We start from the raw sequence: 15,637 nt of genomic DNA, 5'->3' as shown, positions 1-15,637 counted from the left end.
TATGGCGATGCGGTTCACCATCAAACTCAAACTAGCACTTGCCTTCGGGCTCATCATTCTGATGCTGATCGGAACCGCCGGCTACGGAGTTCTCAGTCTCGGCAATCTCAACGACAATCTCGGCGACGTGCTGCAGGGCCCTGCGGCGCGGCTTGAGCTGGCGCAGGAGCTGGATGTCGGGCAATTGCAGCAGATCCGAGAGCAGAAAAGCCTGCTGACTGCGCAGAACGCAGCCGAGATCCAGAAATATATCTCGCTTTCGGATGAGGCTCGGTCGCATTTCGACGACACGCTGCAGCAGGCACTGTCAAAGGCAACCGACGAGGACAAGCCGATCTGGCAGAAGCTCGCCAGCATGACCGGGCAGTTCCGTATCGAAGACAATCGCATCCGCTCCGCAGTCACAAGCGGCGACAGTGCCACCGCGCTGCGTGTCTCCACCGTCGAAGCCCGCGACCTGACCGCCTCGATGGATGATCTTTTCACCCAGATCGTTTCGATGGAAAAGACCCGGCTCTCACAGGCGGATGCGGCGGGCGACGATCTTTATGCCCATACCCGCCTGGTGATGATCGCGGTCGCCGCCGGGGCTTTGCTGCTCGCCGCACTGGCCGCCATCTGGATCGCACTCGGCATCAGCCGCGGCCTTGCCCGGGTCATGTCGGTTGCAGAAGCCGTCAGCATCGGCGATCTCAACCACACGGTCGAGATCAAGTCGAATGACGAAATCCGCGACCTTGTCACCAAGGTCAACGTGATGACCTCCAACCTGCGCAACACGGCCGCCATTGCCGACCAGATCTCGAACGGCAACCTGACCGTGACGCCGAAGCCGCTTTCGGACCGCGACACGCTGGGGATCTCGCTCGAAAGCATGGTGCAGCGCCTGCGCGGCGTCGTCGCCGACGCGCTGTCGGCCTCCGACAACGTCTCTTCCGGCAGCCAGGAACTGTCGGCCGGCTCGGAACAGCTTTCGGAAGGGGCGAGCGAACAGGCAGCCGCCGCCGAAGAGGCTTCCGCCTCGATGGAGCAGATGGCCGCCAACATCAAGCAGAATGCCGATAACGCCGCCCAGACGGAAAAGATCGCCCGGCAGTCGTCGAAGGATGCCGAGGCCTCCGGCCAGGCTGTTGCACAGGCCGTTGCCGCGATGCGCACGATCGCCCAGAAGATCTCGATCGTGCAGGAAATTGCCCGCCAGACCGACCTTCTGGCGCTCAATGCCGCCGTCGAAGCCGCCCGTGCCGGCGAGCATGGCAAAGGTTTTGCCGTCGTCGCTTCCGAAGTGCGCAAGCTTGCCGAGCGCAGCCAGGCCGCAGCCGCCGAAATCAGCTCGCTGTCCGGTGATACCGTGCAGGCAGCGACAGAGGCCGGCGACATGCTGAACCGGCTCGTTCCCGACATCCAGAAGACCGCCGAGCTGGTTTCGGAGATCTCCGCTGCCTGCCGCGAGCAGGATATCGGCGCCACGCAGATCAACGAGGCGATCCAGCAGCTCGACAAGGTGATCCAGCAGAATGCCGGTGCCTCGGAAGAGATGTCATCCACCTCGGAAGAGCTGGCCGCGCAGGCCGAGGAGCTGCAGGCGTCGATTGCCTTCTTCCGGGTGGAGCGCAACAATGCCAATGCGCCCGCCCGCCAGAATCAGGCAAATGTCCGGTCGGCGCCGCAGGGACGTTCCAGGGCGGTGACGGAACAATCCATCGCCAACCAGCAGGCACGGGCCAAGGGCTTCGCGCTCGACATGTCGATGGGCGGACCCGACCGTGAGGACAGTGATTTCCGGGAAAGTGCTTGAGACCATGGCCGCATCATCTGAAAAGCAATTCGTGACCTTCAGCCTCGGCGAGGAACTCTTCGCCGTGCCTGTGGAGGTGGTGCGGGAAATCCTCGATCATGAGGATGCGTTCAAGATCCCGCACGGGCCGGATTATCTCCTCGGCCTGCGCGACGTGCGCGGTCAGGGCGTGCCGATCATCGACCTCCGAATCCGGCTCGGCATGAGCCCGACCGTCAAGACGCCGCATACGCGCATGCTGGTTCTCGACGTGCCGATCGGTGAAAAGGTGCTGGCACTCGGGCTGGTCGCCGACCGGGTCTATGAAGTGGTGCCGTTCAGGCCCGAGCAGATCGAAGATGCCCCCGATATCGGCATCCGCTGGCGGTCTGACTATATTGCCGGCGTGGTTCGCCGCGACAGCGGTTTTGTCGTGATCATCGATCTTGCCCGGCTGTTTTCCGATGCCGGCCCGGCGCTTGCCGGCGTCGCGCCGACATCCCAGGTCGCATGACGGGTCCCGGCGTGAACGTGGCCTTACGGCCCCAGCCGCTGGATGACAGGCTGAGCAAACGCAATTTCGATGCGCTGTCGAAATTCATCTATGGCTATAGCGGCATCAAGATGCCGCTCAACAAGACGACCATGCTCGAAGGCCGGCTTCGCCGCCGGCTGCGGGTGACCGGCATCGCAACCTTCGACGCCTATTGCGACTATCTGTTCAATCAGGGCGGCATCGACAAGGAAGCGATCTACCTGATCGACGTGGTGACCACCAACAAGACCGATTTCTTCCGCGAGCCGAAACATTTCGACTACATGTGGGACCATGCGCTCGGCGACATCCTGCGGCAGTTTTCCGACCGCAGGATCCGGGTGTGGAGTTCCGCCTGCTCGACCGGTGCCGAACCCTATACGCTGGCGATGATCCTGTCGGACTATTTCCAGTCGCATGCACCGGAGCGGGATTATTTCGTGCTGGCGACGGACCTTTCGACGGATGTGCTGGAAAAAGCCCAGAAGGGCATCTATCCTTCCGACATGCTGAGCCCGGTACCGTCGGAAATGATGCGCAAGTATGTGATGCGCGCCACCAATGCGCACCGCCATGACATGCGCATATCACCGAAACTGCGCCAGAAGGTGGGCTTTGCCCGCCTCAACCTGATGGATCCGAGCTATCCGGTGGGCGACCAGATGCACATCATCTTCTGCCGCAACGTGCTGATCTATTTCGACAAGGAAACCCAGCAGAAGGTGCTTTCGCGTCTGTGCGACTGCCTGAAGCCGGGCGGCTATCTGTTCATCGGTCATTCCGAGACGGTCTCCGGCTTCAACCTGCCGATCCGACAGGTCGCCAACACAGTCTTCAAACGGGTATAAAAGGCAAAGCATGGGCGGAAAAATTCGTGTCCTGATCATCGACGATTCGGCGAGCGTGCGGCAAACGCTCTCGACCCTGCTTTCGGAGGATCCGGATATCGAAGTCATGGGGGTCGCCAACGACCCCTTCATGGCCGCCAGGAAGATCCGCGAGGAAATACCCGACGTCATCACGCTGGATGTCGAGATGCCGCAGATGGATGGCATCACCTTCCTGCGCAAGCTGATGGCACAGCATCCGATCCCGGTGGTGATGTGTTCGTCGCTGACGGAAGCCGGGTCCGAAACACTGATGCAGGCGCTGGATGCCGGTGCGGTCGACATCATCCTCAAGCCCAGGATCGGCGCGGCAGACCATCTCGCCGAACATGCCGAACAGATCCGCCAGGCCGTCAAGGGGGCTGCGCGGGCCAGCGTTTCGAAGCTCAGAGCCGGACGGACAACCGAACGCAGCGTGCCCGGCAAGCTGACCGCGGATGCAGTCCTGCCGCCGCCGAAGGTCGGCGCGATGGCCAAGACAACCGAGATGATCGTCTGTGTCGGCGCCTCCACGGGCGGCACCGAGGCATTGCGCGAACTTCTCGAAGCCCTGCCGGCGAACTCTCCGGGCATGGTGATCGTGCAGCACATGCCGGAGAAATTCACCGCAGCCTTCGCCAAGCGGCTGAACAGCCTTTGCGAGGTCGAGGTGAAGGAAGCCGAGGATGGCGATCCGGTATTGCGCGGCCATGTGCTGATTGCGCCCGGCGACAAGCATATGCTGCTCGAGCGCCGCGGCGCACGCTACGAGGTTTCGGTCAGAGCCGGCCCTCTCGTCAGCCGGCACCGGCCTTCGGTGGACGTGCTGTTCCGTTCAGCCGCCCGCTCCGCCGGGGCGAATGCGATGGGCGTGATCATGACCGGAATGGGCGATGACGGCGCGCGCGGCATGAACGAGATGCACCAGGCCGGCGCCTTCACCGTGGCGCAGGACGAAGCAAGCTCGGTCGTGTTCGGCATGCCGAAGGAGGCCATCGCCCATGGCGGCGTCGATCGCGTCGTGCCGCTCGACCAGATCGCCCGCGAGATCCTGGCAGCCGATCGCAGGCGATAACTCAGCGCCCGATCTTCACTGCCTATTAACCATGTTCGCCAAGAATGGGCGCTGCGCATCATGAGGGTGCGGTCAAAGCGTTTTTCGTTCCTCATCCGAACAGGGTTTCCCAGATGCCCGTCATCACTTTCGCCAATACCAAGGGCGGCGCCGGCAAGACGACTGCCGTTCTGCTGCTCGCCACCGAACTTGCGCATCTCGGTTATCGCGTCACCGTACTCGATGCCGATCCGCAGCGCTGGATCTCGCGCTGGCACCAGATTGGCGATGCTCCGGCGCGGCTCAACGTGATTTCCTATGTCACCCAGGCATCGATCGAGCGGCATATCGCCGACAACCGCTATTCGACGGATTATTTCATCGTCGACCTGCCGGGGTCGCAGAGCCCGCTGCTGGCCAAGGCGATCGGGCTTTCCGACCATGTGCTGATCCCGATCCAGGGCTGCGCCATGGATGCCCAGGGCGGGGCAAACGTTCTCGAACTGCTGCGCTTCCTCGACGAGAAGGCCGGCATCAAGGTGCCGCACTCGGTGGTGCTGACCCGCGTCAACTCGATGGTCACCACCCGCGCACTGCTTGCCGTGAAGATGCTGCTTCTCAACCGCGGGGTCGAGGTTCTCGCCACCCCGATCATCGAACGTGCCGCCTTCCGCGACATTTTCGATCTCGGCGGCACGCTGCATTCGATGGATGAAAGCCGGGTCAGCAATCTCGACAAGGCACAGCAGAATGCCCGCACCTTCGCGCTCGAAATGCTCAGGCACGTGCCGTTGAAGGGCACGAAGCCGATTTCGGAGACGACGGCCACCCGCCGGTTCTGGCAGGCGGCCTGAGGGTCTCAGCCCTTCAGCTTGATCTGCAGCTTGACGTCGGAGGCATGTCCGGCAGCGGCGCGTTCGAAGGCTTCGATCGACTGCTTGAAATCGAAGGTGCCGGTGATCAAGGGCTTCAGGTCGACCTTGCCGGACGCGATCAGTTCCAACGCCCGGTCGAAGATATTGGCGTAGCGGAACACCGTCTCGATACGCACTTCCTTGGAAATGGCGCTGGCGACGTCGAACTTGACCGGTTCGACCGGCAGGCCGACGAGGACGAAGGCGCCGCCCGGACGCACCAGATCGAACATGCCCTCATAGGCCCTGGGGCTGCCGCTCGCCTCGAACACGACATCCGCACCCCAGCCTGAAGTCTGTTCCGATATCACCTCGGCAAAGGGCTGTTCGCGGATGTTGACGGGGATGATGCCCGGATACTGGCCGGCGATCTTCAGCTTGTCGGCGCTCAGGTCCGAGATGAAGACACGGGCGCAGCCACCGGCAAGTGCGGCGAGCGCCACCATGATGCCGATCGGGCCGGCGCCGATGACGGCGGCCACATCGCCCGGCTGGATGCGGGCGCGGGTTGCCGCCTGCATGCCGATGGCAAACGGCTCAACCATCGCGCCTTCCTCGAAGGACACGTTGTCGGGCAGCTTGTAGGTGAAGGCGGCCGGATGGACGGTGTAGGGCGCCAGCACGCCGTGGATCGGCGGAGTGGCCCAGAAACGCACATCCGGATCGACATTGTAGAGACCGAGCTTGGAAGCGCGCGAGGAGAGGTTCGGAATGCCCGGCTCCATGCAGACGCGGTCTCCGACCTTCAGGTCCTTAACGTCGGCGCCAACCTCGACGACTATTCCGGCAGCCTCGTGGCCGAGCACCATCGGCTCGCGCAGAACATAGGGGCCGATGGCACCATGGGTGTAATAATGCACGTCGCTGCCGCAGACGCCGACCGTATCGATCTCGATCTTGACGTCGCCCGGCCCGACATCGAGCGGCAGATCGATCTCCCTCAGCGCCAGCTTGCCCTTTTGCTCCAGTACGAGAGCCTGCATATCCTGTCCTCTTCTCAGGTTGTCGCGCCATCCTTCCCCAGCCCGTCCCAGCCTCTGTGACGAGACCAAGGCATGGGATGCGAATTCGGCGCCGACATACATACTGCCCCGGCAGGGCTTCTGGAAGTTCGGATTTGGCGGCTTGAGTAATACGAATTTTCCACGCCGCGGCGATCACAAGCGCTTGCCGGCCATTGCAGGACGACGCGACTGCGCTACAAATGAGAAATATTTCGGGGAGGAAATATGCGCTTAGTGTTGAACGAGGTCGAACGTCGCCGTGCGGAAGCGCGGCTTGGCGGTGGAAGTGCGCGGATCGCCGCACAGCATTCGAAGGGCAAGCTGACGGCCCGCGAGCGGATCGAAGTATTGCTCGACGAGGGCTCGTTCGAAGAATTCGACATGTATGTGACCCATCGCGCGGTGGATTTCGGCATGGCGGACAACAGGATAGCCGGCGACGGCGTGGTAACCGGCTGGGGCACGATCAACGGGCGACAGGTCTATGTCTTCTCCCAGGATTTCACCGTGCTCGGCGGCTCTCTTTCGGAAACCCATGCGCAGAAGATCTGCAAGATCATGGACATGGCGGTGCGCGTCGGGGCGCCGGTGATCGGGCTCAACGATTCGGGCGGCGCCCGCATCCAGGAAGGCGTCGCCTCGCTTGCCGGATATGCCGAAGTGTTCCGCCGCAATGCCGAATGCTCGGGCGTCATTCCACAGATTTCCGTGATCATGGGGCCGTGCGCCGGTGGCGCGGTCTATTCGCCGGCAATGACCGATTTCATCTTCATGGTGCGTGATACGTCCTACATGTTCGTCACCGGACCGGATGTGGTGAAGACGGTGACCAACGAGATCGTGACGGCCGAGGAGCTCGGTGGAGCCGGCACCCATACGCAGAAATCCTCGGTTGCCGATGCGGCCTTCGACAACGATATCGAGGCGCTGGAGGCGGTGCGTCAGCTGTTCGACTTCCTGCCGCTCAACAATCGCGACAAGGTGCCGAGCCGTCCGTTCCACGACGATCCGGACCGGGTGGAGATGCGGCTCGACACGCTGGTGCCGGATAGCGCGGCAAAACCCTACGACATGAAGGAGCTGGTGACGGCGCTCGCCGACGAAGGCGATTTCCTCGAGATCCAGCAGGCATTTGCGAAAAACATTCTCACCGGCTTCATCCGCATGGAGGGCCAGACGGTGGGCGTGGTGGCCAATCAGCCGATGGTGCTGGCCGGCTGCCTCGATATCGACAGTTCGCGCAAGGCGGCACGGTTCGTGCGGTTTTGCGACGCCTTCTCGATCCCGATCCTGACGCTGGTCGATGTGCCGGGATTTCTGCCGGGCACGGCGCAGGAATATGGCGGCGTCATCAAGCATGGCGCCAAGCTTCTCTTCGCCTATTCGCAGGCGACCGTGCCGATGGTGACGCTGATCACGCGGAAAGCCTATGGCGGCGCCTATGACGTGATGGCCTCAAAGCATATCGGTGCCGACATCAACTATGCCTGGCCGACCGCCGAGATCGCAGTGATGGGGGCCAAGGGGGCGGCCGAGATCCTTTACCGGTCGGAACTTGCCGATCCGGACAAGATCGCCGCCAGAACGAAAGAGTATGAAGAACGCTTCGCCAACCCGTTCGTCGCTGCAGAACGCGGCTTCATCGACGAGGTGATCATGCCGCATTCCTCACGCCGCCGGATCACGCGGGCCTTTGCCTCGCTGAAGAACAAGCAGATTGCGACCCACTGGAGGAAGCACGACACGATACCGCTTTAGAGGTTGCCGGGGCAGATCAGCGGCTGAGGTTCCAGGCCTCACTTGGAATTTTGGTAGCGGGCATAAAGCAATATTCCCAACGCCACGAGCGAGAGAACCCAAGGCCCGTAAACATAGATATCCCAGAGATTCACGGTCATTCTTGTAAACCCTTCAGGAATTCTGCTGCACCCAAATGTAGCAGGGCCGAGGGTATTATCCAAGCACAGGCTACCAGGAGTGTTGCCACCGAGATGTCCCGATGAAGTCCATCACCACTTGCTTCTATCGTGATATTAATCAGCGGAACAATGAATGCGGTGGAAACGACGACCGTAGATATCCGATCCAAAGCAGTAGCCTTGAGCTTGAGACGCTCATTTTCGGACATTTTCGACACTTGGGCTCCTCAACTACAAGGATAGGCTTATCGGCCCAATTTACACAATCTTGACGAGCAACAAAGAGAAATCCATCCATTTAGGCTGGGGCGGGTTCAGCGAACCAACCACCAAATCATAGTGCCAAGCCCCCCGCCCAAGCTGCTGAATAAAATTGAACATGGCTTGAAAAGCGCTTTGTCTGCGGGCAAGGCGCTTTTTTGTTTCTATATAGATGGGATTCGCGGGCGCTCAGCCTGAATGCCAATCCAAGCAAGGACCGATTTTTATGACCGAGAAATCCTCCGCCGACAATTTTCCTGCCGGATACGAGCCGGCCAAGGTCTGGACATGGGAAAAGGGCAATGGCGGCCAGTTTGCCAATATCAACCGGCCGATCGCCGGGCCGACGCATGACAAGCCACTGCAGGTCGGCAAGCATCCCTTGCAACTCTATTCGCTCGGCACCCCGAACGGCGTGAAAGTCACCATCATGCTGGAGGAGCTTCTTGCCGCCGGCCATACGGGCGCGGAATACGACGCCTGGCTGATCAGGATCGGCGAGGGTGACCAGTTCGGCTCCGGCTTCGTCGACGTCAACCCGAACTCGAAGATCCCGGCGCTGATGGACCATCGGCCGGCGGATGGCGGCGCGCCTGTCAGGCTGTTCGAATCCGCCTCGATCATGGTCTATCTGGCCGACAAGTTCGGCGCCTTCCTGTCGTCCGATGCGCGCGTTCGCGCCGAGACGATGAACTGGCTGTTCTGGCAGATGGGTTCGGCGCCGTTCCTCGGCGGTGGCTTCGGCCATTTCTATGCCTATGCGCCGATGAAGATCAAATATGCGATCGATCGCTATGCGATGGAGGTCAAGCGCCAGCTCGACGTGCTCGACCGGCATCTGGCGGCAAACGAATTCATGGCCGGCAAGGAGTATTCGGTTGCCGACATGGCGATCTGGCCATGGTATGGGCGTCTGGCGCTCAAGGATGCCTATAACGACGCAGGCGACTTCCTGTCTGTCGACGAGTACAAGAACCTGCAGCGCTGGACGAAGCAGATCGGCGAACGCCCGGCGGTTCAGCGCGGCCGCATGGTCAACCGGACATCCGGCGATCTGTCGGAACAATTGCACGAACGTCACGACGTAGCGGATTTCGATACGAAAACCGCTGACAAGCTGGCGAAAGCCTGAGGAAAAGAAACATGGCAAACCTGCCTGACATGACCAAACATCGGGGATTTCCGGGTGGCCTGCCGGGCACGGGGATCCAGTTCACCATCCGCCGCGCCAATCCGAAAGGCGTGACGCCGCTGAAGGCGATACCGCGCAAGGCCCGACCGGGCACGAAGGAACACCGTGTCGATGCGGCCTTCCTGCATGCGCTGTGGCACCATTTCGGCACGGAGCCGTTCGAGCGGGGCAATCTCGATGCCGCGCGGCTCTGCCTTCTCTTCGGCCGGGAAGTGCTCCCGGCCGACAAGGATTTCGATCCCCTCTCCTATGAATCGCTGCTGATCATCAACGAGAAGGTCGCCCGGCAGAATTTTCCGGAAAGCTTTGACGACATTTTCGAGGTCTGACCGCAGCGCAGGCGGAAGCCGGCCTTTTCAAGCCGGCCAGGCTGCCTGGAGACTGCGGCTGCGCGCCACCCAGGTGGCTCCCTCGCGAGCGTGGTGAAAACCATTGGCCAGCGGTGCAGCGGCATAGATCTTCTGCAACCGGGCAACTGCCTCGTCCGGGTCCAGCGCCTCGTCAAGCACGGCCCGATGGAGCTTTGCCACCGCCACCATGTCGCAATCCTGCGGCGACAGGCGGAAGGAACGGATACCTGATGCGACAAGCTGGTCCAGTTCGCCGATCAGCGACTGGCAGGCATGCGACACGGTCTGCACGCCGTTGAGCGCCAGGAAGGATTGCCGGTCCAGCGTGCGGACGGGAAGACCGTCCGGGTCCTCGCCGCAGACGAACTGGCAATTGTCCTTGATACGCCCCTTGGAGCGGGCATGGGCGCAGCGTGCCGAAATCGCCAGCGGCATGCGACCGAAGGCGAACACTTCCCAGTCGATATCCGGGCATTCGGCGGCAATCTGTTTCACCGAGGCAAATGGCAGTTCCGGCGGCAGGCAGATGCGGGTGGCGCCACGGCTGGCGAGCAGCCGGGCCGTCGGCGCATTGTAGACATTGACCAGCGGCCCAACCGTGTGCGGCTTGCCCTTCAGGATCGCCAGTGCCGAGAGGTCGTTCGCCTCCATCAGATGTTCGCTCACCTCCGCCATATCGCGGATCTGCCTGGCCTCGCGGTTGAGGGTCACCAGCGCGAGCGTCGAGAGAATGACCGTCTTGCCGGCCTTTTCCAGCCGCTCGACGACCTCGGCCAGATGCGGCTCGATGAAATGCTGGCGCTTGGAGCAGACGGTTTCACCAATGACGACGCGATCCACCGGGGCCTCGTCGGCAATGCGGAAATGGAAGTCGCGCCATTTTTCCGGGTTCCAGAGATAATAGACCGGGCCAAGCGTCAGCCCGCTTTTGATCTTCTTCGTCACGGATGTCATCTCCAGCGTTTCTCGTAGGCGCCGGACGTCGTCTTCTGGCCCTCACTCATGCTTCGCAGACGTGCCAGAAGCGGGGCACGCCGGTCTGGTGGGCTGTTCAAGGCCGCCTTCATCGTCGACACGACTTCCGCCACATAGGCCTTGCCGCGCTGCCTTCCCTCGATCTTCAACGCCTTGACGCCGGCGGCCTGGAGCGCCTCGAGCTCGCCCATGACGTCGAGCGAGACCGGATCCTCGAAGGCATAGCCATTGCTGTCGGCAATATCGAAACGGCCCTTGCAGAGCGTCGGGTAGCCTGCTGCCTCACTGGCCGGAAAACGGTTGATGGTGAACTCGCCGAGCTCGGAGACGAGATCGCCGCCATCCTTGCGGTAACGCACATGGCTCGGCGGCGAGCAGACGCCGTTCATGTTGGGCGATTTTCCGGTGGCATAGGAGGAGAGCGAACACCGGCCTTCGGCCATGACACAGAGCCCGCCGAAGACGAAGACTTCCATTTCGCAGCGGATATTCTTGCCGATGCGGGCGATGTCGGCAATCGTCAGCGTGCGTGGCAGGACGACGCGCTGGGCATTGAAGGCGTCGACGAGGAAATTGATCGCATCCGGGTTGGAGGCGGACGCCTGCACGGAGACGTGCAGCCTTTGCTGAGGGTGTTTTTCGGCCACATGGGCCATCAGGCCGAAATCGGCAAGGATCAACGCATCGGCACCGAGCGCCACGGCATCGGCGACGCCCCTGTACCAGATCTCTTCTGAACCAGCGCGCATGAAAGTATTGATCGCGACGAAGGTCTGAGTGCGCCGGCTCTTTGCGTAGGCGATCGCCTCCCTCAGTTCTTCTCTTGAAAAATTGAGGCCGGGAAAATTGCGGGCATTGGTCTCGTCGCGGAAACCGCAATAGACGGCATCGGCTCCGGCATCGACCGCCTCGCGGAAGGCGGCCGGCGTGCCAGCGGGACAGATCAGTTCCATGAGGCGCTCTCCCTTGCCGAAAGAGTGTCGTCCTTCAGGGCCCGATCTCTGATCTCACCGATGATGCGGCCGGCAATCGGGGCAAACGGGCCGGCAAGCCGGGCCAGATCCTCGCTCAGGTCGATGCTGCTGGCATCGAGTGCGTTGCGCATGGCCAGCATCGCCTCCATGTCGCCAGTGACCGAAAGATCGCGGGAGAAGAACAGCGCATCGGCATCACAGCGCCCCTCCATCAGCGCCAGAAGCAGGAAGAGCGGTGCCTCGGTGACCGCATCGGCCCGCAGATCCAATGTTCCGGTCTCGGCAGGCTTGCGCATGACCGAGATTTCCTGCCGCTCGGGCACGACGACGAAGGCCAGCGGCAAATCGGTCGGGAGAAAGGCGAAGCGTTTTGCCCTGTGCTCGTCCAGCCTTTCGAAAAGGCCGGGATGGGCCTTGGCGATGCGGCCGAACATGACCTTGCAGATCCGCTCGATCAACGGGATCGGGATCATGGTGAGGGGTGCGGCAAAAATGGGGGGTATCTGCATGGGTGGACCGGGGTTTTCAAATCTGTATCCGGCAAAAGGTAATGCCGCCCGCCGGCCAACGACTTGAGCTATGACAAGGACTTGGCGAGTTTCTCCCGGCACAGAGAAGCATGGCCCATACTTCCACCACCGATATCGATGCCCCTGAGGCTGCCCCCGGCGCCCCTGCCCGGTACGACGACCTGCAGCATTTTGCCCGCGCGCTCGAGGATCGTGGGCTGATGAAGCGCATTTCCAGGCCCGTCAGCCTTGTCCATGAGGTGACGGAAATCCACCGGCGGGTGCTGGCCGAGGGCGGGCCGGCGCTGTGGTTCGAAAAGCCGGTGGATGAGCATGGGCAAATCGTCGCCATGCCGCTTCTGGCCAATCTGTTCGGCACGCGCGAGCGGATCGAGCTCGGTTTCGGACTTCAGCCCGGCAGGATCGGCGACCTTGCCCGCCTGCTCGGTGACCTGCGCGAGCCGAAACCGCCGGCATCGCTGAAGGAGGCGATCGGCAAATGGCCGATGCTGCGCTCGGCGCTGTCTCTCGGCGTGCGCAAGCTCGGCTCGGCGCCTTGCCAGGAGGTGGTGCTGACCGGTGACGAGATCGATCTTGGGCGTCTGCCGATCCAGTGGTGCTGGCCGGGTGAGCCTGCGCCGCTGATCACATGGCCGCTTGTCGTGACCCGCGGTTTCGACAACGCCAATGACGTCAATCTCGGCGTCTACCGGATGCAGAAGCTCGGGCCCGACCGGCTGATCATGCGCTGGCTCGACCATCGCGGCGGGGCCGGCCATCACCGGCAATGGCAGAGACAGGGGCAGGACATGCCGGTCGCTATCGCCATCGGTGCCGACCCGCAGACGATCCTGTCCGCCGTCATGCCTTTGCCGGAAGAGATGAGCGAGCTTTCCTTCGCCGGCGTCCTGCGGCAACGGCGAACCCGTGTCGTGCCGGCAAGAACCCAGCCACTGCTCGTTCCCGCCAATGCGGAGATCGTCATCGAGGGCATCGTCTCGGCGACAGAGACGGCGGAGGAAGGCCCCTACGGTGACCATACCGGCTATTACAACGCCATCGAACGGTTTCCGGTGATGCGGGTCACCGCCATCACCATGCGCAAGAAGCCGGTCTACCTGTCGACCTATACCGGCCGGCCACCGGACGAGCCTTCGGTGATGGGCGAGGCGATGAACGAGCTCTTCATTCCGCTGGTGAAGAAGCAGTTTGCGGAAATCGTCGATCTCTGGCTTCCGCCGGACGCCTGTTCCTACCGGGTGATCGTAGTGTCGATCGACAAGCGCTATCCCGGCCAGGCGCGGCGGGTGATGATGGGCCTGTGGTCGATGCTGGCGCAGTTCAACTACACGAAGCTGATCATCGTCGTCGATCCGGATGTCGATGTGCGCAGCTGGCCGGATGTCGTCTGGGCCCTCTCGACCCGTTTCGACGCCTCGCGCGACATGGTGGTGCTCGACGATACACCGATCGACTACCTCGATTTCGCCTCGCCGAAACCCGGCCTCGGCGGCAAGCTCGGCCTCGATGCGACGAACAAGATCGGACCGGAAACCGATCGCGAATGGGGCAAGGTGCTCGACATGGCGCCCGAGGTGAAGGATCGCGTCTCGGCCATGTGGCACGAACTCGGCCTCGGCGAGCGAGCCCGCCCACGCGATGGCGATGGCTGAGGCAGGCGCGCCGCAAAGCGCGCCTTCGCCAAGAATGCCGTTCGATGCCTTCCGGCTGGCCTTTCTGCTTGCGGCGCTGACGGCGATGCGGGCGCTTGCCTTCCCGCCCAAGATCTGGAACGGCGACTATTCGAGCCATGCCGACGAACTGATCTTCGGCTTCATGCTGGTGCAGCTGTTCGGCTTCATGCTGAAATCGCTGCCGCGCCAGATCGGCCGGCCGATCCTTTCACCGGCCTTGACCCGGTTGATGCTTGCGGCTCAGGCGCTTGCGTTTCTTGCCGGGTTTTACGACCTCGGCATCGGGGCCGAGATCCGTTCGATCGTCGGCTTCATCACGGTGCTTTGTCTCTCCGGCACGGCGATCAGGGCACGGGCGACCCGTGTCTATCCGCTTCTGGCACTTGCCGCCGCCCATGCCGGCACCGGGATCCTGGCGGCTTTTGACCTATGGCCGGGCGCCACCATGCTGGGATTTGCCCTGATCCTGTCGATCTGTTTCGAAGTCGGCAACCGCATCTTTCCGATGGTGATCGAGGCCGGCCGAGCGCTGGATGGTCGGCCGGCGGGCCCACCTCCCCCCGCATGGCTGTCGATCATCCAGCGCGTGGCGAGCCTTGCCACCCTGCTGCTCTATGGTTTCGGCCTGCCGCACGCCCTGCCGGCAGCCATCGCCGGTATCAGCGGGCTTGCCTGGACGGCGTGGATCAGACCCTGGCAGGCATTCCGGCATGGCGGCGTGCGCTTCATGACCTTTGCGATTGCGGCCAAACGCATCGGTTTCCTGCTGCTTGCAGCGGATGCGGCTCCGGACTGCCCGCTTCCACCGGCCATCGCCATCCATGTGCTTGCCATCGGCGGGCTCGCCTCGCTTGCAGTCGCCATCGCCACCTCGATCGTGCGCAAGCGGAACGGCCAGTCCTTTCGCCGCTCAGCCCTCGGTTCGGCGACCTATCTCTGCCTTGCGGCCGCGCTGGCGCTACGCGTCGGCTATGCTGCCCTGCCCGACCGATCGCTGTTGCTGACGGTCGCGCAGGCATTCTGGCTTCTCGGCTTTGCGGGCTATGCCGTCCTCATTTTGCGAAAAGCCCCCACGCGCTGCGCCGATTGACCTGACGAACCTCTTTATCAGACACGACGAAAATAGCACTTGAGCGCGTCGTCCGGTCGCGCGACAAATGGCGTGTTGGTGAGGAGTTCAACACAATGCCGTTTCCCTTCGTGTTCACGATGGCCGGACCACCCGACCCGTTCGGCTGGCTCAAGCCGCGCTTTCTCAGGCAGCGTATCGCAAGACAGAAGGCGCGCGAGGCCTTTCTGCATAATTCCCGCAAACCGAGACTGACGCCGGAGGAGGCCCGCCGCGACCACCGGCTGATGCTGCAATTCCTGGCGCTTCATGCCGCAATCGGCGCGCTGATCGGTCTTGCCGTGGGCGTGGCGCTGATCGTGCTCGACATAGGCGGGCTCGGGCGGCTGCTGTCACGCGCCGCAAATCCGCTTCCTCCCTTTCTTCTGGTGACGGTGCCGTTTGCCTCGCTGTTCGGGGCGGCCGCGACAGCCTCGGCGATCCTGATGCTTCCCTATGACCGGAAGTACCGCGACGAAGACGAAACCGAAGGCGAGCGCTGACC

16 protein-coding genes are annotated in these 15,637 nt (G+C 62.4%); 11 read left to right on the top strand and 5 right to left on the bottom strand.

Annotated elements, in window-relative coordinates; translation table 11 throughout:
- The first annotated feature begins 7 nt into the window (after positions 1–7).
- The 5 genes from NCHU2750_RS19315 (at position 8) to NCHU2750_RS19295 (ending at position 5,086) form a co-directional block, all read left to right on the top strand.
- Entirely contained in the window at positions 8–1,798 is a 1,791-nt protein-coding gene (locus tag NCHU2750_RS19315) for a methyl-accepting chemotaxis protein (protein WP_119942238.1), read from the top strand.
- Between the two features lie 4 nt (positions 1,799–1,802).
- Positions 1,803–2,291: a chemotaxis protein CheW gene (locus NCHU2750_RS19310; RefSeq protein WP_119942236.1), complete on the top strand. Its 489-nt coding sequence runs from the start codon at positions 1,803–1,805 to the stop codon at positions 2,289–2,291.
- Positions 2,288–3,160 (top strand): CheR family methyltransferase, encoded by an 873-nt coding sequence (locus NCHU2750_RS19305; RefSeq protein WP_119942234.1) that lies wholly within the window; start codon positions 2,288–2,290, stop codon positions 3,158–3,160. Before NCHU2750_RS19310 ends, NCHU2750_RS19305 begins: the two co-directional genes overlap by 4 nt.
- Before the next feature lie 10 nt (positions 3,161–3,170).
- Positions 3,171–4,253, top strand: a complete 1,083-nt coding sequence (locus NCHU2750_RS19300) for a protein-glutamate methylesterase/protein-glutamine glutaminase (RefSeq protein WP_119942232.1) — start codon at positions 3,171–3,173, stop codon at positions 4,251–4,253.
- Between the two features lie 113 nt (positions 4,254–4,366).
- Entirely contained in the window at positions 4,367–5,086 is a 720-nt protein-coding gene (locus NCHU2750_RS19295; RefSeq protein WP_119943560.1) for a ParA family protein, read from the top strand.
- Positions 5,087–5,091: 5 nt separating this feature from the next.
- Here the strand turns inward: NCHU2750_RS19295 and NCHU2750_RS19290 are convergent, their stop codons facing one another.
- Complete coding sequence (locus NCHU2750_RS19290) at positions 5,092–6,129, bottom strand: NAD(P)-dependent alcohol dehydrogenase (RefSeq protein WP_119942230.1); 1,038 nt, start codon at positions 6,127–6,129, stop codon at positions 5,092–5,094.
- 246 nt (positions 6,130–6,375) lie between these two features.
- Between NCHU2750_RS19290 and NCHU2750_RS19285 the strand changes: the two genes are divergently transcribed.
- Positions 6,376–7,908 carry an acyl-CoA carboxylase subunit beta gene (locus tag NCHU2750_RS19285; protein ID WP_119942228.1) on the top strand — a complete coding sequence of 511 codons (1,533 nt, stop codon included), beginning with the start codon at positions 6,376–6,378 and terminating at the stop codon, positions 7,906–7,908.
- Positions 7,909–8,044: 136 nt separating this feature from the next.
- Here NCHU2750_RS19285 and NCHU2750_RS19280 read toward each other — a convergent pair whose 3' ends face one another.
- Positions 8,045–8,287, bottom strand: a complete 243-nt coding sequence (locus NCHU2750_RS19280; RefSeq protein WP_162939682.1) for a hypothetical protein — start codon at positions 8,285–8,287, stop codon at positions 8,045–8,047.
- A 269-nt stretch (positions 8,288–8,556) separates the two neighbouring features.
- Here NCHU2750_RS19280 and yghU point away from each other — a divergent pair, with 269 nt between their 5' ends.
- Complete coding sequence (gene yghU, locus NCHU2750_RS19275) at positions 8,557–9,462, top strand: glutathione-dependent disulfide-bond oxidoreductase (RefSeq protein ID WP_119942224.1); 906 nt, start codon at positions 8,557–8,559, stop codon at positions 9,460–9,462.
- 11 nt (positions 9,463–9,473) lie between these two features.
- Positions 9,474–9,851 (top strand): hypothetical protein, encoded by a 378-nt coding sequence (locus tag NCHU2750_RS19270; protein WP_119942222.1) that lies wholly within the window; start codon positions 9,474–9,476, stop codon positions 9,849–9,851.
- Positions 9,852–9,878: 27 nt separating this feature from the next.
- On the opposite strand, the gene ubiV is transcribed toward NCHU2750_RS19270, so the two are convergent.
- Genes ubiV through ubiT form a run of 3 tightly spaced genes read right to left on the bottom strand, consistent with a single transcriptional unit; the run spans position 9,879 to position 12,330 of the window.
- The gene (gene ubiV / locus NCHU2750_RS19265; protein WP_502703806.1) at positions 9,879–10,817 is read right to left on the bottom strand and encodes a ubiquinone anaerobic biosynthesis protein UbiV; all 939 of its coding nucleotides are present in this window, start codon (positions 10,815–10,817) and stop codon (positions 9,879–9,881) included.
- 5 nt (positions 10,818–10,822) lie between these two features.
- On the bottom strand, positions 10,823–11,800 hold the full coding sequence (gene ubiU / locus NCHU2750_RS19260; RefSeq protein WP_119942218.1) for a ubiquinone anaerobic biosynthesis protein UbiU: 978 nt from the start codon (positions 11,798–11,800) through the stop codon (positions 10,823–10,825).
- Positions 11,791–12,330 (bottom strand): ubiquinone anaerobic biosynthesis accessory factor UbiT, encoded by a 540-nt coding sequence (gene ubiT, locus NCHU2750_RS19255; protein WP_119942216.1) that lies wholly within the window; start codon positions 12,328–12,330, stop codon positions 11,791–11,793. Before ubiT ends, ubiU begins: the two co-directional genes overlap by 10 nt.
- Before the next feature lie 110 nt (positions 12,331–12,440).
- Between ubiT and NCHU2750_RS19250 the strand changes: the two genes are divergently transcribed.
- From NCHU2750_RS19250 to NCHU2750_RS19240, 3 genes are all read left to right on the top strand, one after another.
- On the top strand, positions 12,441–14,003 hold the full coding sequence (locus NCHU2750_RS19250; RefSeq protein WP_119942214.1) for a UbiD family decarboxylase: 1,563 nt from the start codon (positions 12,441–12,443) through the stop codon (positions 14,001–14,003).
- Positions 13,996–15,114: an NnrS family protein gene (locus NCHU2750_RS19245; protein WP_162939681.1), complete on the top strand. Its 1,119-nt coding sequence runs from the start codon at positions 13,996–13,998 to the stop codon at positions 15,112–15,114. The genes NCHU2750_RS19250 and NCHU2750_RS19245 overlap by 8 nt, the downstream gene beginning before the upstream one ends.
- Positions 15,115–15,209: 95 nt before the next feature.
- Positions 15,210–15,635: a hypothetical protein gene (locus tag NCHU2750_RS19240; RefSeq protein ID WP_245480289.1), complete on the top strand. Its 426-nt coding sequence runs from the start codon at positions 15,210–15,212 to the stop codon at positions 15,633–15,635.
- Positions 15,636–15,637: the final 2 nt, after the last annotated feature.

Source organism: Neorhizobium sp. NCHU2750 (genome assembly GCF_003597675.1).
GTDB lineage: Bacteria > Pseudomonadota > Alphaproteobacteria > Rhizobiales > Rhizobiaceae > Neorhizobium.
This window is presented reverse-complemented; position numbering and strand designations above follow the sequence as displayed.